This window comes from Hymenobacter piscis (assembly GCF_018760735.1).
Classification (GTDB): domain Bacteria; phylum Bacteroidota; class Bacteroidia; order Cytophagales; family Hymenobacteraceae; genus Hymenobacter; species Hymenobacter piscis.
Window position 1 is genome coordinate 49,589 of record NZ_JAHHZN010000016.1, and the last position, 21,354, is coordinate 70,942.

Below are 21,354 nucleotides of genomic sequence, written 5' to 3' on the forward strand. Positions count from 1 at the left end.
ATGGTGCATTCTGACGCGCTGCCGGCCGCCCAACCCCGGGCCGCCGGGCAACTCAACCCCTTCTCCCTGGACGGCAAGCTGGCCCTGGTGACGGGCGGCGGCACGGGCATCGGCCGGGCCATTGCCCGCTGCCTGGTGGCGGCCGGGGCCCGGGTCGTAATTACCGGCCGCCGCGAGGATGTGCTCCGGCAGGCCGCCCGGGAGCTGGGCGAAGCGGCCCACTACCTCACCAACGACGTGGGCGAGCTAAGCCAGCTGGAGGCGCTGGTGGACCACATCGAAACTACCTTCGGGCCCCTGGATATCCTGGTCAACAACGCCGGCGTGAACCTGAAAAAACCGGCCCTGGACGTTACGGACGCCGAATTCGGCCGCATCATGCACACCAACCTGCACGCCGTGTTTGCCCTCACCCGGGCCTGCGCCGCCCGCATGGTGCCCCGTCAGCGCGGCGTGATTCTGATGATTTCCTCCATGGCCGCCTACTACGGCATCGACCGGGTGGTGGCCTACTCGGCCTCCAAATCGGGGGTGGAAGGCATGGTGAAGGTGCTGGCTTCCGAATTCTCGAAGCACAACGTGCGGGTGAATGCCATTGCCCCCGGCTTCATCGACTCCGAAATGAGCCGCACTGCCCTCAACGCCGACCCCGAGCGCCTCGACCGGGCCATGCGCCGCACGCCCATGGGCCGCTTCGGCGAGGCCGAGGATATCGGGCACGCGGCCGTGTTCCTGGCCTCCGAGGCCGCCCGCTACATCACCGGGGCTTCCCTGCCGGTGGATGGGGGCAACGCCATCGGCTTCTGAGCCGGCTTTTTCTCCCACTGACTTCTTTTCCTAACTCAAATTCCCACCATCCATGTTCAAACCACTACGCAATACGGCCCTGGGGCTGAGCTGGCCCCTGTGGGCTGCCGCCGGGCTGCCGGTGGCCGCCGCCCTGCTGCCCACCGGCAGCGCTTTGGCGCAGGCTACACAATCGATTTCCGGGAAGGTGACCAGCCTGGACACGGGCGAAGGCCTGCCCGGCGTGACCATTGTGCAGAAGGGTACCACCAACGGGGTATCGACGAACATGGACGGGAGCTTCGTGCTGAATGCTCCCCAGGGCAGCCAGCTGGTGGTAAGCGCCATCGGCTTCGCCAGCCAGGAAATTACGGTGAGCGGCAGCACCCTCACCGTGCGCCTGTCCACCAACACCACGGCCCTGGATGAGATTCAGGTGGTGGGCTACGGCACGCAGAAGAAAAGCCAGGTAACGGGCGCCATTTCCTCCGTGAGCGAGGAGCAGCTGCGCGACGTGCCGGTGGCCAACGTGGCCCAGGCCCTGCAGGGCCGGGCGGCGGGTATTACCATTTCCAGCAACGGCACCGCGCCGGGCCAGTCGCCCACCATCCGCATCCGGGGCAACCGCTCCCTGTCGGGCAGCAACGACCCGCTGCTGGTGGTAGACGGCATTCCCTACGACGGCAGCATCAACGACCTGAACCCGGACGATCTGACGTCGGTGGAAGTGCTCAAGGATGCGTCCTCCACCGCCATTTACGGGGCCCGGGGCGCCAACGGCGTGATTCTGATTACCACCCGCCGGGGCAAGAGCGGGGCCGCCCGTGCTACCTACAGCGGCTACTACGGCCAGAAGCGCATCTACGACCGGTTCGATCTGCAGGACGGCCAGCAGTTTTACGGTTACCGCCTGGAAGCTTTCCGGGCCCAGAATCCCAACTTCGACCCCGCGGCCGCAACGACCTTCCTCACCAACGATGAGCGGGACAACTACGCGGCCGGCCGCACCACCGACTACCAGGACCTGCTCTTTCAGAAGGGCCACCTGCAGAACCACACGCTGGGCGTGAGCGGGGGCACCGAGCAGACCCAGTACTCGGCCTCGCTGGGCTACTACGACGAAACCGGCATCGTGCCCGTGCAGCGCTTCCGGCGCTATTCCCTGCGCGGCACCCTCGACCAGCAGATCAGCCCGCGGGTGAAGGTGGGCGTGAATACGCTCAACACGTTCACGGATGAAGACGACCCGAACGTGAACGTGCTCTACCAGATTCTGACCACCAGCCCCCTGGCCTCGCCTTACGGGCCCGACGGGCAGCTGGTGCTCTACCCCAACGGCGACCAGCTTTCCAACCCCCTGACGCTGTACGCGCCCAACGCCCACCTGGACCGCCGCCGCCGCCTGCGCACCTTCAACAGCCTCTACGGCCAGGTTAATATTCTCAAAGGCCTCGATTACCGCCTCAACGTGGGCCTCGATGGCCGCACCCAGGCCGATGACGCGTTCTACGCTTCCGTGACGCCGCAGAACGGGGCCGGCAACAACACGGCCAGCTCGGCCTCCAGCATGGCCTACAACCTGCTGGCCGAAAACCTGCTGACCTACAACCGCACTTTCGCCGAGCGCCACGACCTGAACGTAACCGCCCTCTACAGCCGCCAGACCTACCACGCCGACGGGTTCGGGGGCTCGGTGCAGAACACGCTGGCCGATTACCAGCTCAACACCAACCTGGGCGCCGGCACGCCCAACTCCCTGCGCAACACCACCCAGCCGATTGACTGGGCCATTGAGTCCTATATGGGGCGCATCAACTACGCCTTCGCCGACCGGTATTCGGTTACGCTCACGGCCCGGGCCGATGGGTCGTCGCGTCTGGCGCCGGGCAACAAAACCAAGCTCTTCCCCTCGGCCGCCCTGGCCTGGAACCTGGCCAACGAGTCGTTCCTGCAGGGCCAGTCCTGGCTGAACGTGCTCAAGCTGCGCGCCAGCCTGGGCCGGGTGGGCAGCACCGCCGTGAACCCCTACCAGACCCAGGGCGCACTGGCCTCGGGCCTGGGCGCGGGTTACTACAACTACGGCACCGTGGGCGCCGTGGGCGTGGTGCCGTCCAACATCCCGAACCCCAACCTGGGCTGGGAATACACCACCACCACCAACTTCGGCCTCGACTTCGGCTTCCTGGATAACCGCTTGGCGGGGTCGGTGGAAGTGTACCAGCAGCGCACCAGCGACCTGCTGCTGCCCGACGCGCTGCCCGCCGCCAGCGGCTACACGTCCTTCGTGCGCAACGCCGGCCAGACCCAGAACCGCGGCATCGAGCTTTCGCTGACCACGGCCAACGTGCGCTCCGGCAACGTCGGGGGCTTCGAGTGGAGCACCGACTGGAACTTCACCGTCAACCGCGAGAAGCTGCTCGACCTGAACCTGTACAACGAGGACGGCAGCCCCCGCGACGACATCGGCAACCAGCGCTTTATCGGGCAGCCCCTGTACGTGTTTTACGACTACAAAAAGCTGGGTATCTGGCAGAGCAACGAGGCCGATGAGGCCAGAAGGTACGGCTCCAAGCCTGGCCAGATTAAAGTGGAGGACGTGGACAACGACGGCCGCATCACGGCCGCCGACCGCCAGATTATCGGCACGCGCCAGCCCAAGTTTGAGGCCGGCCTGACCAACCGCTTCCGCTTCAAGGGCTTCGATATGACGATTGTGGCCCTGACCCGGGTGGGCGCCACGGTGGTAGATCCGTACTCCTTCGGCCCCAGCTACTACGCCACCAACACGGGCCGCCGCAACCAGCTCAACTTCAACTACTGGACGCCCACCAACCCCTCCAACGACTACCCGCAGCCCGACCAGACGGCCCGCTCCGATGAGTGGCCCAACTACGGCTCCACGCTGGGCTACCACAGCGGCACCTTCATCAAGGTGCGCAGCATTGACCTGGGCTACAACCTGCCCACGGCCTGGGCCAAGGCGGCCCTCATGAGCACGGCCCGCATCTACGTGCAGGTGCAGAATCCCTACATCTGGGCCCAGTCGGCCTACTTCCGGCGCAACAAGGCCATCGACCCCGATGCGCTGTCGTACTCGAGCCGTTTCAACGCCGGCAACACGGCCCGCCAGGGCGGCATCGAGTTTCAGGGCGGCAGCAACTACCCCGTTACCCGGGCCTTCCTGGTGGGGGTAAACGTGGGCTTCTAGCGCCGCGGCGGGCCTAGCCGGCCCATCTTCCCATCCATTTCCCTCCTCCGTCATTCCCATGAAAAAGATAACCTTACTTACGCTCGGCACCGCCCTGCTGCTTACGGCCAGCAGCTGCGAGAAAGATATTCTCGACGAAAACCCCCAGTCGGTGCTTACCCCGGCCTTTCTGCGCACGGCCCAGGGCATTGAGGCCGGCGTAACGGGCGTGTACTCGGGCCTGCGCCAGCTCTACGGCAACGACGCGGCTTTCTTCACCACCGAAGCCGGCACCGACCTGTTCACCAACGGCGTGGCCGTCAGCAGCGGGCTGAGCGACTACAACAACAACGACCTGACCCCGCTCAACGACGGCTCGCACTCCTTTATCTGGAGCGTGTGCTACGCCCAGATCAATAACGCCAACGGGGTGCTTCAGTACGGCCCCGAGGCCCAGGGCCTGGCCCCCGCCCGCCTCTCCCAGCTCACGGCCGAAACCAAGCTGCTGCGGGCCAACTACTACTTCCGGCTGGTGCGCGACTTCGGGGATGTGCCCCTGATGCTGAGCTTTGTGGATGCGCCCACCAAGGACATTGTGCGGGCCCCGATGGCGGATGTCTATGCCCAGATTATCACGGATCTGACCGAGGCCCTGGCTACGATTGCCGACCGCCCGGCCCAGCCCGGCCGCGTCACCCGCGCCACGGCCCTGCACCTGCTGTCCAAAGTGTACCTGACGCGCGCCACGTCCTCGGCCAAACAGGCCTCCGACTACGCCAACGCCCTGCTCTACTCCAAGGAGCTCATCGACACCCAGAGCCGCTACGGCCTGGCCCTGGAGGCTGATCCGGGCGCGCTGTTCGTGACCGGCAACGAGAACGGCAAGGAGGTAATTATGAACGCCCAGTTCAACGGCGACGCCACCTTCTCCCGCATCGATGGCTTCACGTACGGGGGCGAAAACGTGGGCGGTTTCAACTTCCGCAGCCGCTACGACCTGCTGCCCAACATGGCCCGCGACATTGCCAACGGCCGCCCCTTCGCCCGCCACGTGCCCACCTACTACCTCGAAAACGCCTACATCCTGCGGGATGCCAGCGGCAACGCGCTGGAATCGGGCGCGGCCCTGCGCACCACCGATACGCGCTACAACAAGTGGTTTACCACGGTGTACCGCGTCAACCGGCCCGGAGCCAATGGCGGTAATGCCCAGGCCGTGGTCGGCGATACGGCGGCCTGGTACCCGGGGCGCGAGCTGTCGGCGGCCCGCCTGGCCCAGATTGCGGCCCGCCAGCCCGTGCCCTACCGCGTGATTCAGCCCAGCCAGTACACCACTGAGTATTTCCCGACGCTCAACAAGTACGATTCGCCCACCCGCACCTCGGTAAACGGTTTCTCCATCCGGCCCAACATTGTGTACCGCCTGGCCGAAACCTACCTCATTGCGGCCGAAGCCAGCTACTACCTCGGCAACGTGGACGAGGCCCGCGACTACCTCAACGTAATCCGCCGCCGCGCCGCCGCCCCGGGTAAGGCCGCCCTCATGGACATCACCTCGGCCCAGGTCAACATCGACTTCATCCTGGATGAGCGCGCCCGCGAACTGGTGGGGGAGATGACCCGCTGGTATGATCTGCAACGCACCGGCCAGCTGCTCGTGCGCATGCGCAATACGGCCTACGCCCCGGCCTTCACTACCCGGCCCAGCGGCGTGTACGGCTCCAACGCCGCCATCAACATCCGCGACTTCCACGTGCTGCGGCCCATTCCGCAAACGGAAGTGGACCGCACCAGCGGCAAAATCACCCAGAACCCCGGCTACTAAATCCGTTTCGGACGACGGGGCCTCCCTTCTCCGGGAGGGAGGCCCCCGCGCCGTACCGCCCCGCTTGCCCTATTCGTCTTACCCGCTTTTCGCCTTCCGATGCGCCAACCGTTCCTGCTTCCTACCTTATTCCGTTCCGCGCTGCTGACGGCCGGCCTGCTGGCCGCTGTCAATGGCGCCACGGCCCAGGTGAGCCTGCCGCGTTTGGTAAGCAATGGTATGGTGCTTCAGCGCGACCAGCCGGTGCGCGTGTGGGGCTGGGCTGCAAAAGGAGAGAAGGTGAACGTGGCCTTCCAGGGCAAAACCTACCAAGCCACCACCGGCCCCGACGGCCAGTGGCGCGTAACGTTGCCGGCCCTGAAGGCAGGCGGACCTTACGCCATGACCATCAAAGCCAGCAACCAGCTGGAGCTGACCGATATTCTGGTGGGTGACGTGTGGCTGCTCTCGGGGCAGTCGAACATGGAAACGCCCATGAGCCGCCTGCGCGACAAGTATCCGGCCGTTATTGCGGCGGCGGCTAATCCGCGCATCCGGCAGTATGAGGTGCCCCTGACTTACGCTTTCCAGAAGCCCCGCGCCGATGTAACGGGCGGCAAGTGGGTGGCCGCCGACCCGCAGACGGTGCTGCAATTCTCGGGCGTGGGCTACTTCTTCGCCAAGGAAATCAACGCCCGGTACCAGGTGCCGGTGGGCCTGATCAAGGATGCCGTGGGCGGCTCGCCGGCCGAAGCCTGGCTGAGCGCCGCCGCCCTGCGCCAGTTCCCCACCTATGAGCAGCAGGGCGCGAAATACAAAGACAGCCTGCTGGTCGCCAGCACCAAGCAGCGCGAAAGCGCCGCCGTGGCCGACTGGTACCGGAAGCTCTACCAGACCGACCAGGGCGAGGCCCCGGGCCAGCCGAAATGGTCGGCCCCCGGCTACGACGCCAGCGCCTGGGCCACCATGAACGTGCCCGGCTACTGGGCCGGCCAGACGCCGCTCGGCCCCGTGAACGGCGTGGTGTGGTTCCGCAAGGAAGTGGATGTGCCCGCCGCCATGGTGGGCCCGCCCGCCCGCCTGGAGCTGGGCACGCTGGTCGATGCCGACTCCACCTACATCAACGGGCAGCTGGTGGGCACTACCGGCTACCAGTATCCGCCCCGTAAGTACGAGGTGAAGCCCGGCGTGCTGAAAGCCGGCAGAAACGTGGTGACGGTGCGCCTGATCAGCAACGGCGGGCGCGGCGGCTTTACCCTCGATAAAAACTACCAGCTCACGGCCGGCGGCCAGACCCTGGATTTGCGCGGGCCCTGGCAGTACAAGCTGGGTGCTACCATGCCGCCCACGCCCGGCACCACCACGTTTCAGTACCAGCCCGGCGGCCTGTTCAACGGCATGATTGCGCCCGTGCTGCCCTACGCCATCAAGGGCGTGCTCTGGTACCAGGGCGAAAGCAACACCGGCCGCCCCCAGGACTACCAGGCCCTCATGACCAGCCTGATTGCCGATTGGCGCACGCACTTCCAGCAGCCCAGGCTGCCCTTCCTGTACGTGCAGCTGGCCAACTTCATGGCCACAAAGCCGGAGCCCGGCGAGAGTGGCTGGGCGGCAGTGCGCGACGCCCAGCGCCGCACCCTGGCCGTGCCCCACACCGGCATGGCCGTAATTACCGACGCCGGCGAGTGGAACGACATTCACCCCCTGGATAAGCAGACGCCCGGCCACCGCCTGGCCCTGGCCGCCCAGAAAGTAGCCTACGGCGACTCCAAAGTGGTTTCCTCGGGCCCCCTGTACCAGGAAATGCAGGTAGCCGGTAACAAAGCCACGCTCAGCTTCGGCAGCCTCGGCGGTGGTTTGGTGGCCAAGGGCGGCGGCCCGCTCAAGGGCTTCGCCGTGGCCGGCCCCGACAAGAAATTCGTGTGGGCCGAAGCCCGGATTGAGGGCAGGAAAGTGGTGGTCTGGAGCGACCAGGTACCCGTGCCCGCCGTGGTGCGCTACGCCTGGGCCGACAACCCCGAGGGGGCCAACCTCTACAACCGGGAAGGCCTGCCCGCCTCGCCCTTCTCCACCGAGCCCGATCCGGCAGCCGGGGCCACGGGCCGCCGCTAAGCCCCGCGCCAGATTGCCAAGCCACTTCCTTCTCCTATGAAATACCTTCTCGGCTACGACATCGGTAGCTCTTCCATCAAAGCCTCTTTGCTCGACGCGGCCACCGGCCGCTGCGTGGCGGCGGCCACCACGCCCACCACCGAAATGGGCATGGACGTGCCCCAGCCGGGCTGGGCCGAGCAGCGCCCTGAGCGGTGGTGGCAGGAAATCATCAACGCCACCCGCCAGCTGCAGGATACCTACGGCTTCGAGGGGGCGCAGGTGGCCGCCATCGGCATCACCTACCAGATGCACGGCTTGGTGCTGGTGGATGCCCAGGGCCAGGTGCTGCGCCCAGCCATCATCTGGTGCGACAGCCGGGCGGTGGAGCTGGGCAACCAGGCCTTTGCCGACCTGGGCGAAGCGCACTGTTTGGAGCACTTCCTGAACTCGCCCGGCAACTTCACGGCCTCCAAGCTCAAGTGGGTGCAGGACCACGAGCCGGCGGTGTACGCGCAGATCCACAAAATCCAGCTCCCCGGCGACTACATTGCCTTCAAGCTGACCGGCCAGCTCCAGACCACCGTGTCGGGGCTGTCGGAAGGCGTGTTCTGGGATTTCAAAAACCAGGCCCTGGCCCAGGATCTGCTCGACTATTACAACATCAGCCCCGAGCTGCTGCCCGAGGTGGTGGATACGTTTTCGGTGCAGGGCCGCCTGAGCGAGGAAGCGGCCCGCACGCTGGGCCTGGCGGCCGGCACGCCCGTGAGCTACCGCGCCGGCGACCAGCCCAACAACGCCTTTTCCCTGAACGTGCTGCAGCCCGGCGAAATAGCCGCCACGGCCGGCACCTCGGGCGTCATCTACGGCATCACGGAGGCACCGGCTTCTGATGCCCAGTCGCGGGTGAATGCCTTTGTGCACGTGAACAGTACGCCCGGGCAGCCCCGCAACGGCGTGCTCATGTGCATGAACGGCACCGGCATCCTCAACAGCTGGCTGCGCCGCATGGTGGGCGAACTGCCCTACAACGAAATGAACCGGCTGGCCGCCGAGGCGCCGGTAGGAGCGGAGGGGCTGGTGTTCCTGCCCTTCGGCAACGGAGCCGAGCGGATTCTGGCCAACCAGCCCGCCGAGGCCGCTCTGCTGGGTCTGAACCTGAACGTACACTCCCGCGCCCACCTGCTCCGCGCCGCCCAGGAGGGCATCGTGTTTGCCCTCATGTACGGCCTGGGCATTATGCGCGACATGGGCGTGGCGGTGCACACCGTGCGCGCCGGCAACGCCAACATGTTCCTGAGCCCGGTGTTCCGCGAGGCCTTCGTGAATACCGGCAACCTCACCCTGGAGCTCTACAACACCGACGCGGCCCAGGGCGCGGCCCGCGGGGCCGGCGTGGGCGCGGGCATCTACGCCTCGGTGGCCGAAGCCTTCGGCGGGCTCGAATGCCTGCTCACCGAAACGCCCGATCCGGCCCTGCAGCCGCAGTACGCGGCCGCCTACGCCCGCTGGCAGCAGGCCCTGCAGCAGCAACTACACGCATCAACTATTTCATCCTCCAACCTCCCGACGCATGTCACGCAACTCGCTTTCTAAAACCGAATTCTTCACCGGCATCAGCCCCATTCAGTACGAAGGGCGCGAGTCGGACAACCCGCTGGCCTTTAAGTGGTACGATAAGAACCGCGTGGTAGCCGGCAAAACCATGGAGGAGCATTTGCGCTTCGCCGTGTCGTACTGGCACACGTTCACCGGCACCGGCGGCGACCCGTTCGGCCCGGGCACCAAGCAGTTTGCCTGGGACGCCCAGGGCGACATTCTGGGCCGCGCCCAGGACAAGATGGACGCCGCCTTCGAGTTCTTCACCAAGCTCGGCACGCCCTACTACTGCTTCCACGACATCGACCTGGTGGACGAGGGCAGCTCCCTGAAGGAGTACGAGCACAACCTGCGCGCCATTGTGGAGTACGCCAAGCAACACCAGCAGGAAAGCGGCGTGAAGCTGCTCTGGGGCACGGCCAACGTGTTTTCGAACCCGCGCTACATGAACGGCGCCAGCACCAACCCCGACTTCCAGGTGCTGGCCCACGCCGGTACCCAGGTGCTGAACGCCATGGATGCCACCATTGCCCTGAACGGCGAAAACTACGTGTTCTGGGGCGGCCGCGAAGGCTACATGACCCTGCTCAACACCAACATGAAGCGCGAGTTGGAGCACATGGGCCGCTTCCTGACCATGGCCCGCGACTACGCCCGCAAGCAGGGCTTCACCGGCAAGTTCTTCATCGAGCCCAAGCCCGCCGAGCCCACCAAGCACCAGTACGATTTCGACGCGGCCACCGTCATCGGCTTCCTGAAGGAGTACGGCCTCCAGGACGACTTCATGCTGAACCTGGAAGTAAACCACGCCACCCTGGCCGGCCACACCTTCCAGCACGAGCTGCAGGTAGCCGCCGACGCCAATATGCTGGGCTCGATGGACGCCAACCGCGGCGACTACCAGAACGGCTGGGACACCGACCAGTTCCCCAACAACCTCAACGAGCTGACCGAGTCGATGCTCATCATCCTGGAGCACGGCGGCATCAAGCCCGGCGGCATCAACTTCGACGCCAAAACCCGCCGCAACTCCACCGACCTGGAGGACATCTTCATTGCCCACATTGCCGGCATGGACACCTTCGCCCGCGCCCTGGTAACGGCCGACAACATCCTGGAGAAATCCGCCTACCGCACGTTCCGCACGGAGCGCTACGCCTCCTTCGACAGCGGCGCGGGCGCGGCCTTCGAGAAAGGCCAGCTCACCCTGGAAGACCTGCGCCGCCTGGCCCACGAGGCCGGCGAGCCAACCCAGCGCAGCGGCAAGCAGGAGTGGCTGGAAGCCATCATCAACCAGTACATCTAGGTTAAGTTGTCAGTTGCTAGTTGTCAGTTGTTGGTGTAAACCGACAACTAGCAACTGACAACTGACAACCACCACCTGAAACAAACAAACCCGGCTGGTCTGGCGAAGGGCGTGGGAACCCGGGGCGAAAGATCAGTCGGGAATGTTTGTTGGCTGTTTCTCAGGCCGTAGCTTGGAGGCAGTATTCCCCCCGTTTCCCACTGGCGGCCCTCGGGCCAGTCTGCAACTCGTTTCAATGGAACACCAACTCGCGACCCTCGACTACGTCGTCTTTTTCACCTACTTCCTGATCGTCTCGGGCTACGGTATCTGGATCTACCGCCGCAAAACCGGCCACGACGGCACGGCCGAGGGCGACTCAAAAGACTATTTCCTGGCCGAAGGCTCGCTCACGTGGTGGGCCATCGGCTCCTCGCTGATTGCCTCCAACATCTCGGCCGAGCAGTTCGTGGGCATGTCGGGCTCGGGCTTCAAGATGGGCCTGGCCATTGCCACCTACGAGTGGATGGCGGCCCTCACGCTCATCATCGTGGCCGTGTTCTTTATTCCGGTGTACCTGAAGAACAAAATCTTCACGATGCCACAGTTCCTGAGTCAGCGCTACAACGGCACCGTGGCCATGATTATGGCCGTGTTCTGGCTGGCCTTGTACATCGTGGTGAACCTGACTTCCATTCTCTACCTCGGGGCCATTGCCATCAGCAGCATTGCCGGCCTCAACCTGGAGTTCTGCCTCTACGCCCTGGCCTTGTTCGCGGTGATTATCACGCTGGGCGGCATGAAGGTAATCGGCTTTACAGATGTGATTCAGGTGTTTTTCCTGATTCTGGGCGGTTTGGCTACCACCTACCTGGCCCTGAACATGGTGGCCGACCACTACGGCCAGTCGGGCGTGCTGGCGGGCTTCAACCTGATGACCGACCAGGCCGGGGACCATTTCCAGATGATCTTCAAGCGCGACAACGAGAACTACATGGACCTGCCCGGCCTCACGGTGCTGCTGGGCGGCATGTGGATTGTGAACCTGAACTACTGGGGTTGCAACCAGTACATCACCCAGCGCGCCCTCGGGGCCGATTTGCCCACCGCCCGCGGCGGGCTGCTGTTTGCCGCCTTTCTCAAATTGCTGATGCCCCTTATCGTGGTGCTGCCCGGCATTGCGGCCTACGTGCTTTTCAAGGCCGATGTGTTCGGGGCCGCCGAGTTTGGCTCGGGCGCTGACCTGAACCCCGACCGCGCCTACCCCGTGCTGCTCAACATTCTGCCAATGGGCCTGAAGGGTCTGTCGTTTGCGGCCCTTACGGCGGCCGTGGTGGCCTCGCTGGCCGGCAAGGCCAACAGCATTGCCACCATCTTCACCCTCGATATCTACCAGAAAGTCCTGAACCCCGGGGCCTCCGAAAAGAAGCTGGTGAACGTGGGCAAGATTGCCGTGGTAGTGGCCATGATTCTGGGCGTGCTGATTGCCCCTCACTTGGGCATCGACAAAAAAGGCGGCTTCCAGTACATTCAGGAGTACACGGGCTTCGTGTCGCCGGGCATTTTTGCCATGTTCATCCTGGGCTTCTTCTGGAAGAAAACGACTTCCACGGCGGCCCTGTTCGCCACCATCGGCGGCTTCCTGCTGTCGGTGCTGCTCAAGTTCCTGCCCACTTTCGCCGACCTGTCGTTCCTGGCCCCCTTCGGGTTTGCCGTGCCCAATGCGGCCGGCGTCTACGAAATTCCCTTCCTCGACCGGATGGGCTTCGTGTTCATCATCTGCGTGGCCATGATGGTGCTGATTAGTCTGTTCGAAACCAGCCGCGGGATGCAAACCAACGGCCTGGAAGTTGACCGGAGCATGTTCAAAACCACCCGCGGCTTTGCCATCGGGGCCATGACCATCATGGTTCTGCTCACCGTGCTGTATACCGTGTACTGGTAGACTTCCGGTCGGAAGCCTGCCCTCTGAACTGATTTCATGCGTATGAAAACGAACTTCGCTATGCGGCGGGGGCTGGCCTGTATTGCCCTGCCGCTGGCCCTGCTAAGCGCGCCTGGCTGCCAGCGCCCGGCTACCGAGAAGAACCTTTCTTCCGAGGCCGCTCCAGCCACTGAAAAAGGCCTTAAAGACTATTACAAGGACTATTTTCCGGTGGGCGTGGCCGTGGGCCGGGCCCAGCTGCAAGGCCCCGAGGCCGCGCTGATCAAGCAGCAGTTCAATAGCGTGACGCCGGAAAACGCCATGAAAATGGGCCCGATTCATCCGGAGGAAAACCGCTACTTCTGGACCGATGCCGACGCCATTGTGGACTTCGCCCAAGCCAACAAGCTGCGCGTGCGGGGCCACAACCTGCTCTGGCACGAGCAGACGCCTAAGTGGCTGTTCAAGAATGCCGACGGCTCCCGTGTGAGCAAGGATGTGCTGCTCAAGCGCCTGCACGACCATATTTTCACGGTGGTGAAGCGCTACCAGGGCAAGATTTACGCTTGGGATGTGGTGAACGAGGCCATTGCCGACAACCCCCAGGAGTTCCTGCGCAACTCGGAGTGGTATCAGATCTGCGGCGACGAGTTCATCCGTAAAGCCTTCGAGTACGCCCACGAGGCCGACCCGAAAGCCCAGCTCTTCTACAACGACTACAACACCGAGCGGCCCGAAAAGCGGGAGCGAATCTACAAGCTGCTCAAGCAGCTCAAAGATGCCAAGGTGCCTATTGACGGCGTGGGCTTGCAGGGGCACTGGTCGTTGCAGGAACCTACCGAGCCGGAGCTGCGCGCCGCCCTCGACCAGTACGCCTCCCTAGGCCTGAAGGTGCAGATTACCGAGCTTGACGTGTCCATCTACCCCTGGGAAAAGGACCGTCGCGCCCGGCGCCCCGATGAGTCGGATGCCTACACGCCGGAACTGGCCCGGCAGCAGGCGGCGCAGTATAAGATGTTCTTCCGCGTATTCCGCGACTACAAAAAGGTGCTCACCGGCGTCACGTTCTGGAACGTGTCGGACAAGTACTCCTGGCTGGATACCTACCCCGTGGCCGGCCGCAAAAACTACCCGTTGCTCTTCGACCAGAACCAGCAGCCCAAGCAGGCTTTCTGGGAAGTCGTGCAGTTCTAATTCCTACCCGCCCGTCATCCTGAGCTTGCGAAGGACCTTATAGCAATTGAACGATAGTCATCAGCACGGCTCGTTCCCGCGTGATAAGGTCCTTCGCAAGCTCAGGATGACTGGTTGCATTAAAACCCGCCCCATGCTCATTCCTTTCCACCGTTCCGCGCTGCTGAGTCTGCTGCTCCTGCTGCTGCTGACGGGCTCCGTTGCCGCCCAGCCTGCCGCCTACATTTCCGCCAAAAAAAGCAGTGGCAGCTTCCCTCTGGCCGTTTCCGGCAAAGCGGCCCCGCTCTACGCCAGTGCCCAGGACTGGCCCGGCGTGCTGCGCGCCGCCCGGGATTTGCAGGCCGATATCCAACGCGTAACCCAGCTCACGCCCACGCTCACGCTTACCACCGATAAGGCCCCGGCCGGCCCGGAGGTGGTGCTGATTGGCACATTGGGCAAAAGCCCGTTGATTGACGGGCTGGTAAAGGCCGGTAAGCTGGATGCGGCGGGCGTGGCTGGCAAGTGGGAAACCTTCGTGGTGCAGGTGGTGGAAAAGCCGCTGCCGGGCGTGGCGCAGGCCCTGGTTATTGCGGGCTCGGACAAGCGCGGCACCATCTACGGCATCTATGATGTGTCGCAACAGATGGGGGTGTCGCCGTGGTACTGGTGGGCCGACGTGCCGGTGACGCCACAGCCGGCGCTGTACGTGGCCGCTGGTCGCCACAGCCAGGGCGAGCCGCAGGTGAAATACCGCGGCATCTTCCTCAACGACGAGGCTCCGGCCCTCAGCGGCTGGGCGAAGGAGAAGTTCGGCGGCATCAACTCCAAGATGTACGGGCACGTGTTTGAGTTGCTGCTGCGCCTGAAAGGGAACTACCTCTGGCCCGCCATGTGGGGCAACGCCTTCAACGACGACGACAAGCAAAGCCCCGTTCTGGCCGACGAGTACGGCATCGTGATGGGCACGTCCCACCACGAGCCCATGCTGCGCGCCCAGCAGGAGTGGAAGCGCTACGGCAAAGGCCCCTGGAACTACCAGACCAACGAAAAAACGCTCCAGGATTTCTGGCGGCAGGGCATCGTGAACATGGGCCACGAGAGCATCGTGACGGTGGGCATGCGCGGCGACGGTGACGAGCCCATGAGCGAGGACAGCAACATTGCCCTACTGGAGAAGATTGTGGCCGACCAGCGCCGCATCATCGGGGACGTGACCGGCCAGCCTGCCGCCCAGACGCCTCAGCTCTGGGCCCTCTACAAGGAAGTGCAGGACTACTACGACCGGGGCATGCGCGTGCCCGATGATGTGACGCTGCTGCTCTGCGACGACAACTGGGGCAACCTGCGCAAGCTGCCCAAGCCCGGCGAAAAGCCCCGGGCCGGCGGCTACGGCATCTACTACCACTTCGATTACGTGGGCGGGCCGCGCAACTACAAGTGGGTCAACACCAATCCGCTGCCCCGCATCTGGGAGCAGATGCACCTAGCCCACGAGTACGGGGCCAACCAGATCTGGATTGTGAACGTGGGCGACCTGAAGCCCATGGAGCTGCCCATCAGCTTCTTCCTCGATTACGCCTGGAACCCCAACCGCATCAGCGCCGACCAGGTGGCCGCCTACACCCGGCAGTGGGCCGCCCGGCAGTTCGGCGAGAAGCACGCCCCGAATATTGCCGACATCCTGGCCAAATACGCCAAGTACAACGCCCGCCGCAAGCCCGAGCTGCTGGATGCCACCACCTACAGCCTGGCCACCGGCGAGTGGGCCGCCGTGGTGGCCGAGTATAACGCCCTGCGCACCCGCGCTGAGGCCATCGAAAAGCAGTTGCCGGCCGCCGCTCAGGATGCCTACTTCCAGCTGGTGCTGCACCCGGTGCTGGCCTGCGCCAACCTCAACGAGCTATACTACACGGTGGCCCTGAACCGGGAAGCCGCCAAAACCAACCAGCCCACCACCAACGAGCTGGCCGCCAAAGCCAAGCGGCTCTACGACCAGGACGCCGCCCTCACGCGCCGCTACCACGCCCTGGCCGGCGGCAAGTGGAACCACATGATGGACCAGACCCACATCGGCTACACTTACTGGCAGCAACCCGAGCAGAATGCCATGCCCGCCGTGCAGACGCTCCCGCAACCGGCCTCGCCGGCCGCTGCGCCACCCGCCGCGCCGGCTCCGGCCGCGTACGTGTCGGTGGAAGCGGAGAACTACAGCCGGGCCGTGAGTGCCGGGGGCATCAGCTGGCAGCGCCTGCCCGACCTGGGCCGCACGGCCGGAGCCGTTACCACGTTTCCGGTGACGGCGGCGGCTACAGCCGCGCCGGGCGGCAGCAGTCCGCACCTGGAGTACCGCTTCACGCTAACCCAAACCGGCCCCGTAACGGTGCACGCCTACCTGGCCCCCACGCTCAACTTCCCCGGCGGCCCGGGTCTGCGCTACGCCGTATCCATCGACGACGAAGCGCCCCAGCTCATCAACCTGCACACCGGCCTGGTAGCCGACAACGGCAACCGCCCCTGGGAAAAAGCCGTGGCCGACAACATCCTGCTCAAAACCTCCGCCCACACCCTGGCCCGGCCCGGCGAGCATGTGCTCCGGTTCTGGCGCGTGGACCCCGGCGTGGTGCTGGAAAAGCTGGTCATCAGCACCGGCCCGCTGCCCGCCACCTACCTCGGCCCGCCACCCACCGGCAAGCGGTAATGGGTTGATAGTGAAAAAACAGAACGTCATTCCGAGCGAAGGCGGAGCCGAAGCCGAGGAATCTCGCGTGCTGACGTTGCCGAATCGTTCAGCAGCAACCGTTCCATAGCCCAGGGTTTAAACCCTGGGCTAGTGAAAGCACACGAGATTCCTCGGCAAGCTCGGAATGACGTACTGGATAGCCCTGGCCAGCCGCCGCCTCGGCCCCAAACCTGAACTCTCCATCTGAAACCCGAACGAAGGTGAACCACACGAAACGCACACTTCTGCTGCTGGCCGCGCTGGCGGGGGCGTTGCTGGGGGCTCCGGCCGCCTCGGCCCAGTCGATTACCCTGCCCAATCCCATCCTGAACGGTTTCTACCCCGACCCCAGCGTGGTGAAGGTGGGGCTGGATTACTACCTGGTGACGTCCACGTTTTCCTACTTCCCGGGCATTCCGGTGTTCCACAGCCGGGACCTCAAAAACTGGCGGCAGGTGGGCAACGTCATCAGCCGGCCTTCCCAGATGAACTTCCTGGGCGACCGGATGACGCGCGGCCTGTTCGCCCCGGCCATCGACTACCACAACGGCACCTACTACCTCACCTGCACCCTCATCGACCGCAAAGGCAACTTCGTGGTGACGGCCAAGAACCCCGCCGGGCCCTGGAGTGACCCCATCTGGCTGCCCGAGGTGAAGGGCATCGACCCTTCGCTGTTCTTCGACAACGACAAGGTGTACGTCATCTACAACAGCGACCCGCCCGACAACAAGCCGCTCTACGACGGCCACCGCTCCATCAAAATTATGGAGCTGGACCCGGTGAAGCTCCAAAGCATCGGGGAGGCCCGCATGCTGGTAAACGGGGGCGTGGATCTGAGCAAGAAACCCGTCTGGATTGAGGCCCCGCATATTATGAAGCGCAACGGCTGGTACTACCTGTACGCGGCCGAGGGTGGCACTTCCGTCAACCACACCGAGGTGGTGTTCCGCGCCAAATCGGTGCAGGGGCCGTTTGTGCCCTACGAGCACAACCCCATCCTCACGCAACGCACGTTGCCTGCTGACCGCAAGAATCCCATTACCTCGGCCGGGCACGCGCAGTTTGTGGAGGGCCCCGACGGGCAGACCTACGCCTTGTTTCTGGCCGTGCGGCCCTACGAGGGCAACTACTACAACACCGGCCGCGAAACGTTCATTGCCCCCGTAGTCTGGAAGGATGACTGGCCCATCGTGAACACCGGCCCCCAGGGCGTGCAGTACAGCTACAACGCTAACTACCGCGAGGTGAAGCAGCCCGGGGCCCGGCCCCAGAGCGGCAACTTCCGCTACACGCGCACCTTCGAAAAGCAGCTGGACCCGGCCCTGCTGTTCCTGCGCACCCACGACAGCACCCTGTACTCGCTGAGCAAAGCCGCCGGCCTCACCTTGAAGCTCCGGCCCGAAACCTGCGCCGGCCTGGGCACCCCGGCATTCATCGGCAAGCGGCAGCAGCACATGTACTGCACCACCGAAACGGAATTGAACTTCACCGCCAAATCAGCCAGCGAGAAGGCCGGACTGGTGGTGTTTCAGGACGAGAAGCACTACTACTACCTCTGCAAATCCCTGGCCGATGGCAAGCCAGTCCTTCAGCTGCTCAAGAGCCGCCCCGAGGCCGCCGAGCCGGAGCTGCTGGCCCAGGCTCCCCTAAAATCGGCCACCGGCAAGGTGCAGCTCCGCGTCACGGCCGCCGCCGACACCTACGGCTTCCAGTTCTCGGAAAACGCCAAAACCTGGACCTCGCTTAAGGAAAAGGTCGATGGCAAGTTCCTGAGCACGCAGGTGGCCGGTGGCTTTATCGGCTGTCTGATCGGGATGTACGCCACCTCCTCGGGCCAGCCCACCACCAGCACAGCCGCCTTCCAGTGGCTGAAATACGCCGGCTCCGACCCGGGGTTGCGGTAGCGGCCGCCACGGTTCGGAAGCAGCCGGCGCTGATTCGTCCTGGAAAGAAGGTGCCTGGGGGAAAAAAACGGGCAAATCCGCAGCCTAATCCGTTGCTTCGGGTAGTCATTTAGCCCTGCTGCCCTATGGAAACCTTCCTGCTTTGTAACCGCTGGCTGCACATCGCCGCCGGCTTTACCGGCTTTTTCGTGGCCCCAGTGGCCCTGGTGGTGCGTAAGGGCAGGGCCGCCCACCGGCTCTGGGGGCGGGTATTCTTCTGGGCCATGGTGCTAGCCGGCACCACGGCCCTGGCGGCGGCCAGTCTCAAAGGGCTGTCTTTTCTGCTTCTGACGGGTATTTTCAGCCTCTACCTGGCCCAGTTCGGCTACCGCTCGTTGCAGCACAAAGGAATGGGACAAGGTCGCGCCCCGGGCCTTTATGACTGGGCAAGCGCGCTGGCGGGGCTGGCCGTTTTCGGAGGCACCCTGGGCTACGGCCTGCTGAACCGGCCCTTTAATCTGGTGCTGGTAGTGTTCGGGAGCATTGGGGTGTTCATTACGGTGCGGCAGCTGCAGGGCTTCCGACGGCCCGGGGGCTGGCCCGCCGGCCAATGGCTGCGCAACCACATTTCGGGCTTCATGGGGGCCTACATTGCGGCGGTTTCGGCCTTCTCGGCCACCAGCCTGACGTTCATTGCTTTTCCCCTCAATTTCCTCTGGCCCACGCTGATATTTGTGCCCCTGCTGCTCTGGCTCCAGCGCCATTACGTGCCCAAAACCGGTGTCAGTCCACGCGTACTCACCCGCTGAATGGCTGTTGAGCGGCTGTCTGAACGCAAAAAGAGCCGCTCCAACGAAGGAACGGCTCTTTTCTGGGAAGCCTGAAACTCAGGCAGCGTGGGGCAACGCGGGTACCGGCCGCAGGGGAGAGGAGTACGGAGGGAAGCGGGTGGCGAGGGTGGGAAGCCAACCGCTCGGGGCCGGTGCGCCGGCGGTTACCGGTACGCTACCTCAGGCTCCATTGACTTGGCATGACTCACAATGTCGGCCACGTGCAGCATGTCGGGCACCTCCTGAACGAGGTTACGCTTCTGGTTCGTGGAAACGAGCTTGCTGTGCAGGCTGAACGGCGAACGGCCGCGCAGGTCAAGCATGGTGGTAATGCCTACTTCTTCGAGCAGGGCAGTGAGTTCCGGATCCAGCCCGTCGATGCGGGACAGGTCGGCGTAATTCACCCACTTAAATAATTTGATTTCCTCAATACCGGTAGCCGAAGCCAGAGCCCGACGGTCGGCCGGGGTGCGGGCCGCGCTCAACAGGGCGTCGGCAGTCTTGATGCCCTGGGCCTGGAGCTTATTCACTTGATTGGAGGGGATGCTGGTAATTTCATTGAGTAAGTACTGCATTTAATATGGTTTAGTGAATGATTTCGTTTTGTAATGATACAAAGATAGGCAATAATTAATTAAATGGCAAAAATTAATTGATTTTCAAATCTATTTTGGTGGAATTTACAGGCTGTTTTTAGTAGTTAAATTGCTTGTAATGAGGAATATGTGTTGTGATGGAAAATAAATAATAAATAAATAAGGCAGCATGGTTGTGAATAATAAGTGTATTCAAAATAAAGAATAAGTTGGTTCGAGATAATTATGGGTTTTATATCAACTGTTGCTTGATGAGAGCGGCCTGCTGCAAGGTCTGGAGCCAGCTGCTGACGGGCTCTGCGCGGCCCCATACGGCAACCGGTCCGACAGCTTGCCGCCGCCGGACCGGTTCAAACTGCCCGCCTGTCCCGCTCAGATTGCCGCCGTATGGGGCGTAGTGGCCAGGGCCCGGTTGATGTTTTTCACCAGGGCGGGCCCCTCGAAAATGAAGCCCGAATAGAGCTGCAACAAGCAAGCCCCGGCCTCCAGCTTCTCGCGCGCATCCTGCGCCGACTGAATGCCGCCCACCCCAATAATGGGCAGCTGGCCGCGGCTGTGGCGGCTCAGGTAGCGGATGACCTCGGTGGCCCGCTCCCGCAACGGCCGCCCGCTCAGGCCGCCCGCCCCCAGGCGGGTTACTTGCTCGGAGTCGGTGCGCAGGCCGGCGCGGCTGATGGTGGTATTGGTGGCCACCAGCCCGCTCAGATTGGTTTCGCGGGCAATGAGCAGGATGTCGTCGAGTTGGGAATCGGTGAGGTCGGGGGCAATTTTGAGCAGCAGGGGGCGGGGCGTGGGCAGGGCCTGGTTGCGCTCCTGCACCTGCTGGAGCAGCTCAATCAGCGGCTCCCGCTCCTGAAGCTGCCGCAACCCCGGCGTATTCGGCGACGACACGTTCACCACGAAGTAATCCACCACTTCGTGCAGGGCTTCTACGCAGGCCACGTAGTCGTGAGCGGCCAGCTCGTTGGGCGTATCCTTGTTCTTGCCAATGTTGCCCCCGATAATCAGGGCCTGGTCGCGGCGGCGGCGCAGGCGGGCGGCGGCGGCGGCGGCACCTTCGTTGTTGAAGCCCATGCGGTTAATCAGGGCGCCATCCTGGGGCAGGCGGAACAGGCGGGGCTGGGGGTTGCCCGCCTGGGGCCGCGGCGTCACCGTCCCGATTTCCATGAACCCGAAACCCAGCGCCCCCAGCTCGTCGGTGAGCTCGGCATTCTTGTCGAAGCCTGCCGCCAGCCCCACCGGATTGCGGAACGGCAGGCCGAACACCTCCCGCTCCAGGTTGGGATGACGGAAATCGTAGAGCCCCCGCAACAGCGCCGGCGCCCCCGGCATGCCGTAGGCCCGCTTCAGGTTATCGAAGACCAAATGGTGGGCCCGTTCCGCATCCAACCGAAACAACAGGGGCTTGACGAGGGACTGGTACATCGGGGAAGGAGTGAAGTGGAGAAGGAGGGCAACGAAACCGCACGCA

The 21,354-nt window shown here is 63.9% G+C and carries 13 protein-coding genes; 11 read left to right on the forward strand and 2 right to left on the reverse strand.

The window, feature by feature from the left end; translation table 11 throughout:
• The 11 genes from KLP40_RS15580 (at position 1) to KLP40_RS15630 (ending at position 19,266) form a co-directional block, all read left to right on the forward strand.
• Positions 1-807, forward strand: coding sequence for an SDR family NAD(P)-dependent oxidoreductase (locus KLP40_RS15580; RefSeq protein ID WP_215594766.1), 807 nt, complete (start codon positions 1-3; stop codon positions 805-807).
• Between the two features lie 52 nt (positions 808-859).
• Positions 860-3,994: a SusC/RagA family TonB-linked outer membrane protein gene (locus KLP40_RS15585; protein WP_215594767.1), complete on the forward strand. Its 3,135-nt coding sequence runs from the start codon at positions 860-862 to the stop codon at positions 3,992-3,994.
• Positions 3,995-4,052: 58 nt separating this feature from the next.
• A complete protein-coding gene (locus KLP40_RS15590; RefSeq protein WP_215594768.1) occupies positions 4,053-5,798 on the forward strand; it encodes a RagB/SusD family nutrient uptake outer membrane protein in 1,746 nt (581 codons plus the stop codon).
• Between the two features lie 99 nt (positions 5,799-5,897).
• Positions 5,898-7,889: a sialate O-acetylesterase gene (locus KLP40_RS15595; RefSeq protein ID WP_215594769.1), complete on the forward strand. Its 1,992-nt coding sequence runs from the start codon at positions 5,898-5,900 to the stop codon at positions 7,887-7,889.
• Positions 7,890-7,925: 36 nt separating this feature from the next.
• Positions 7,926-9,464 carry a xylulokinase gene (locus KLP40_RS15600; RefSeq protein WP_215594770.1) on the forward strand — a complete coding sequence of 513 codons (1,539 nt, stop codon included), beginning with the start codon at positions 7,926-7,928 and terminating at the stop codon, positions 9,462-9,464.
• Positions 9,442-10,773 (forward strand): xylose isomerase, encoded by a 1,332-nt coding sequence (gene xylA, locus KLP40_RS15605; RefSeq protein ID WP_215594771.1) that lies wholly within the window; start codon positions 9,442-9,444, stop codon positions 10,771-10,773. Before KLP40_RS15600 ends, xylA begins: the two co-directional genes overlap by 23 nt.
• 235 nt (positions 10,774-11,008) lie before the next feature.
• Complete coding sequence (locus tag KLP40_RS15610; protein ID WP_215594772.1) at positions 11,009-12,697, forward strand: sodium/sugar symporter; 1,689 nt, start codon at positions 11,009-11,011, stop codon at positions 12,695-12,697.
• A gap of 42 nt (positions 12,698-12,739) precedes the next feature.
• On the forward strand, positions 12,740-13,870 hold the full coding sequence (locus KLP40_RS15615) for an endo-1,4-beta-xylanase (protein ID WP_246558910.1): 1,131 nt from the start codon (positions 12,740-12,742) through the stop codon (positions 13,868-13,870).
• Between the two features lie 133 nt (positions 13,871-14,003).
• Positions 14,004-16,550: a glycosyl hydrolase 115 family protein gene (locus tag KLP40_RS15620; protein WP_246558912.1), complete on the forward strand. Its 2,547-nt coding sequence runs from the start codon at positions 14,004-14,006 to the stop codon at positions 16,548-16,550.
• A 242-nt stretch (positions 16,551-16,792) separates the two neighbouring features.
• A complete protein-coding gene (locus KLP40_RS15625; protein WP_317196782.1) occupies positions 16,793-18,478 on the forward strand; it encodes a glycoside hydrolase family 43 protein in 1,686 nt (561 codons plus the stop codon).
• Between the two features lie 125 nt (positions 18,479-18,603).
• Entirely contained in the window at positions 18,604-19,266 is a 663-nt protein-coding gene (locus KLP40_RS15630; RefSeq protein ID WP_215594774.1) for a hypothetical protein, read from the forward strand.
• A gap of 185 nt (positions 19,267-19,451) precedes the next feature.
• On the opposite strand, the gene KLP40_RS15635 is transcribed toward KLP40_RS15630, so the two are convergent.
• Complete coding sequence (locus tag KLP40_RS15635; RefSeq protein WP_215594775.1) at positions 19,452-19,862, reverse strand: DUF4332 domain-containing protein; 411 nt, start codon at positions 19,860-19,862, stop codon at positions 19,452-19,454.
• Positions 19,863-20,255: 393 nt separating this feature from the next.
• Positions 20,256-21,308, reverse strand: coding sequence for a quinone-dependent dihydroorotate dehydrogenase (locus tag KLP40_RS15640; RefSeq protein WP_215594776.1), 1,053 nt, complete (start codon positions 21,306-21,308; stop codon positions 20,256-20,258).
• Positions 21,309-21,354: the final 46 nt, after the last annotated feature.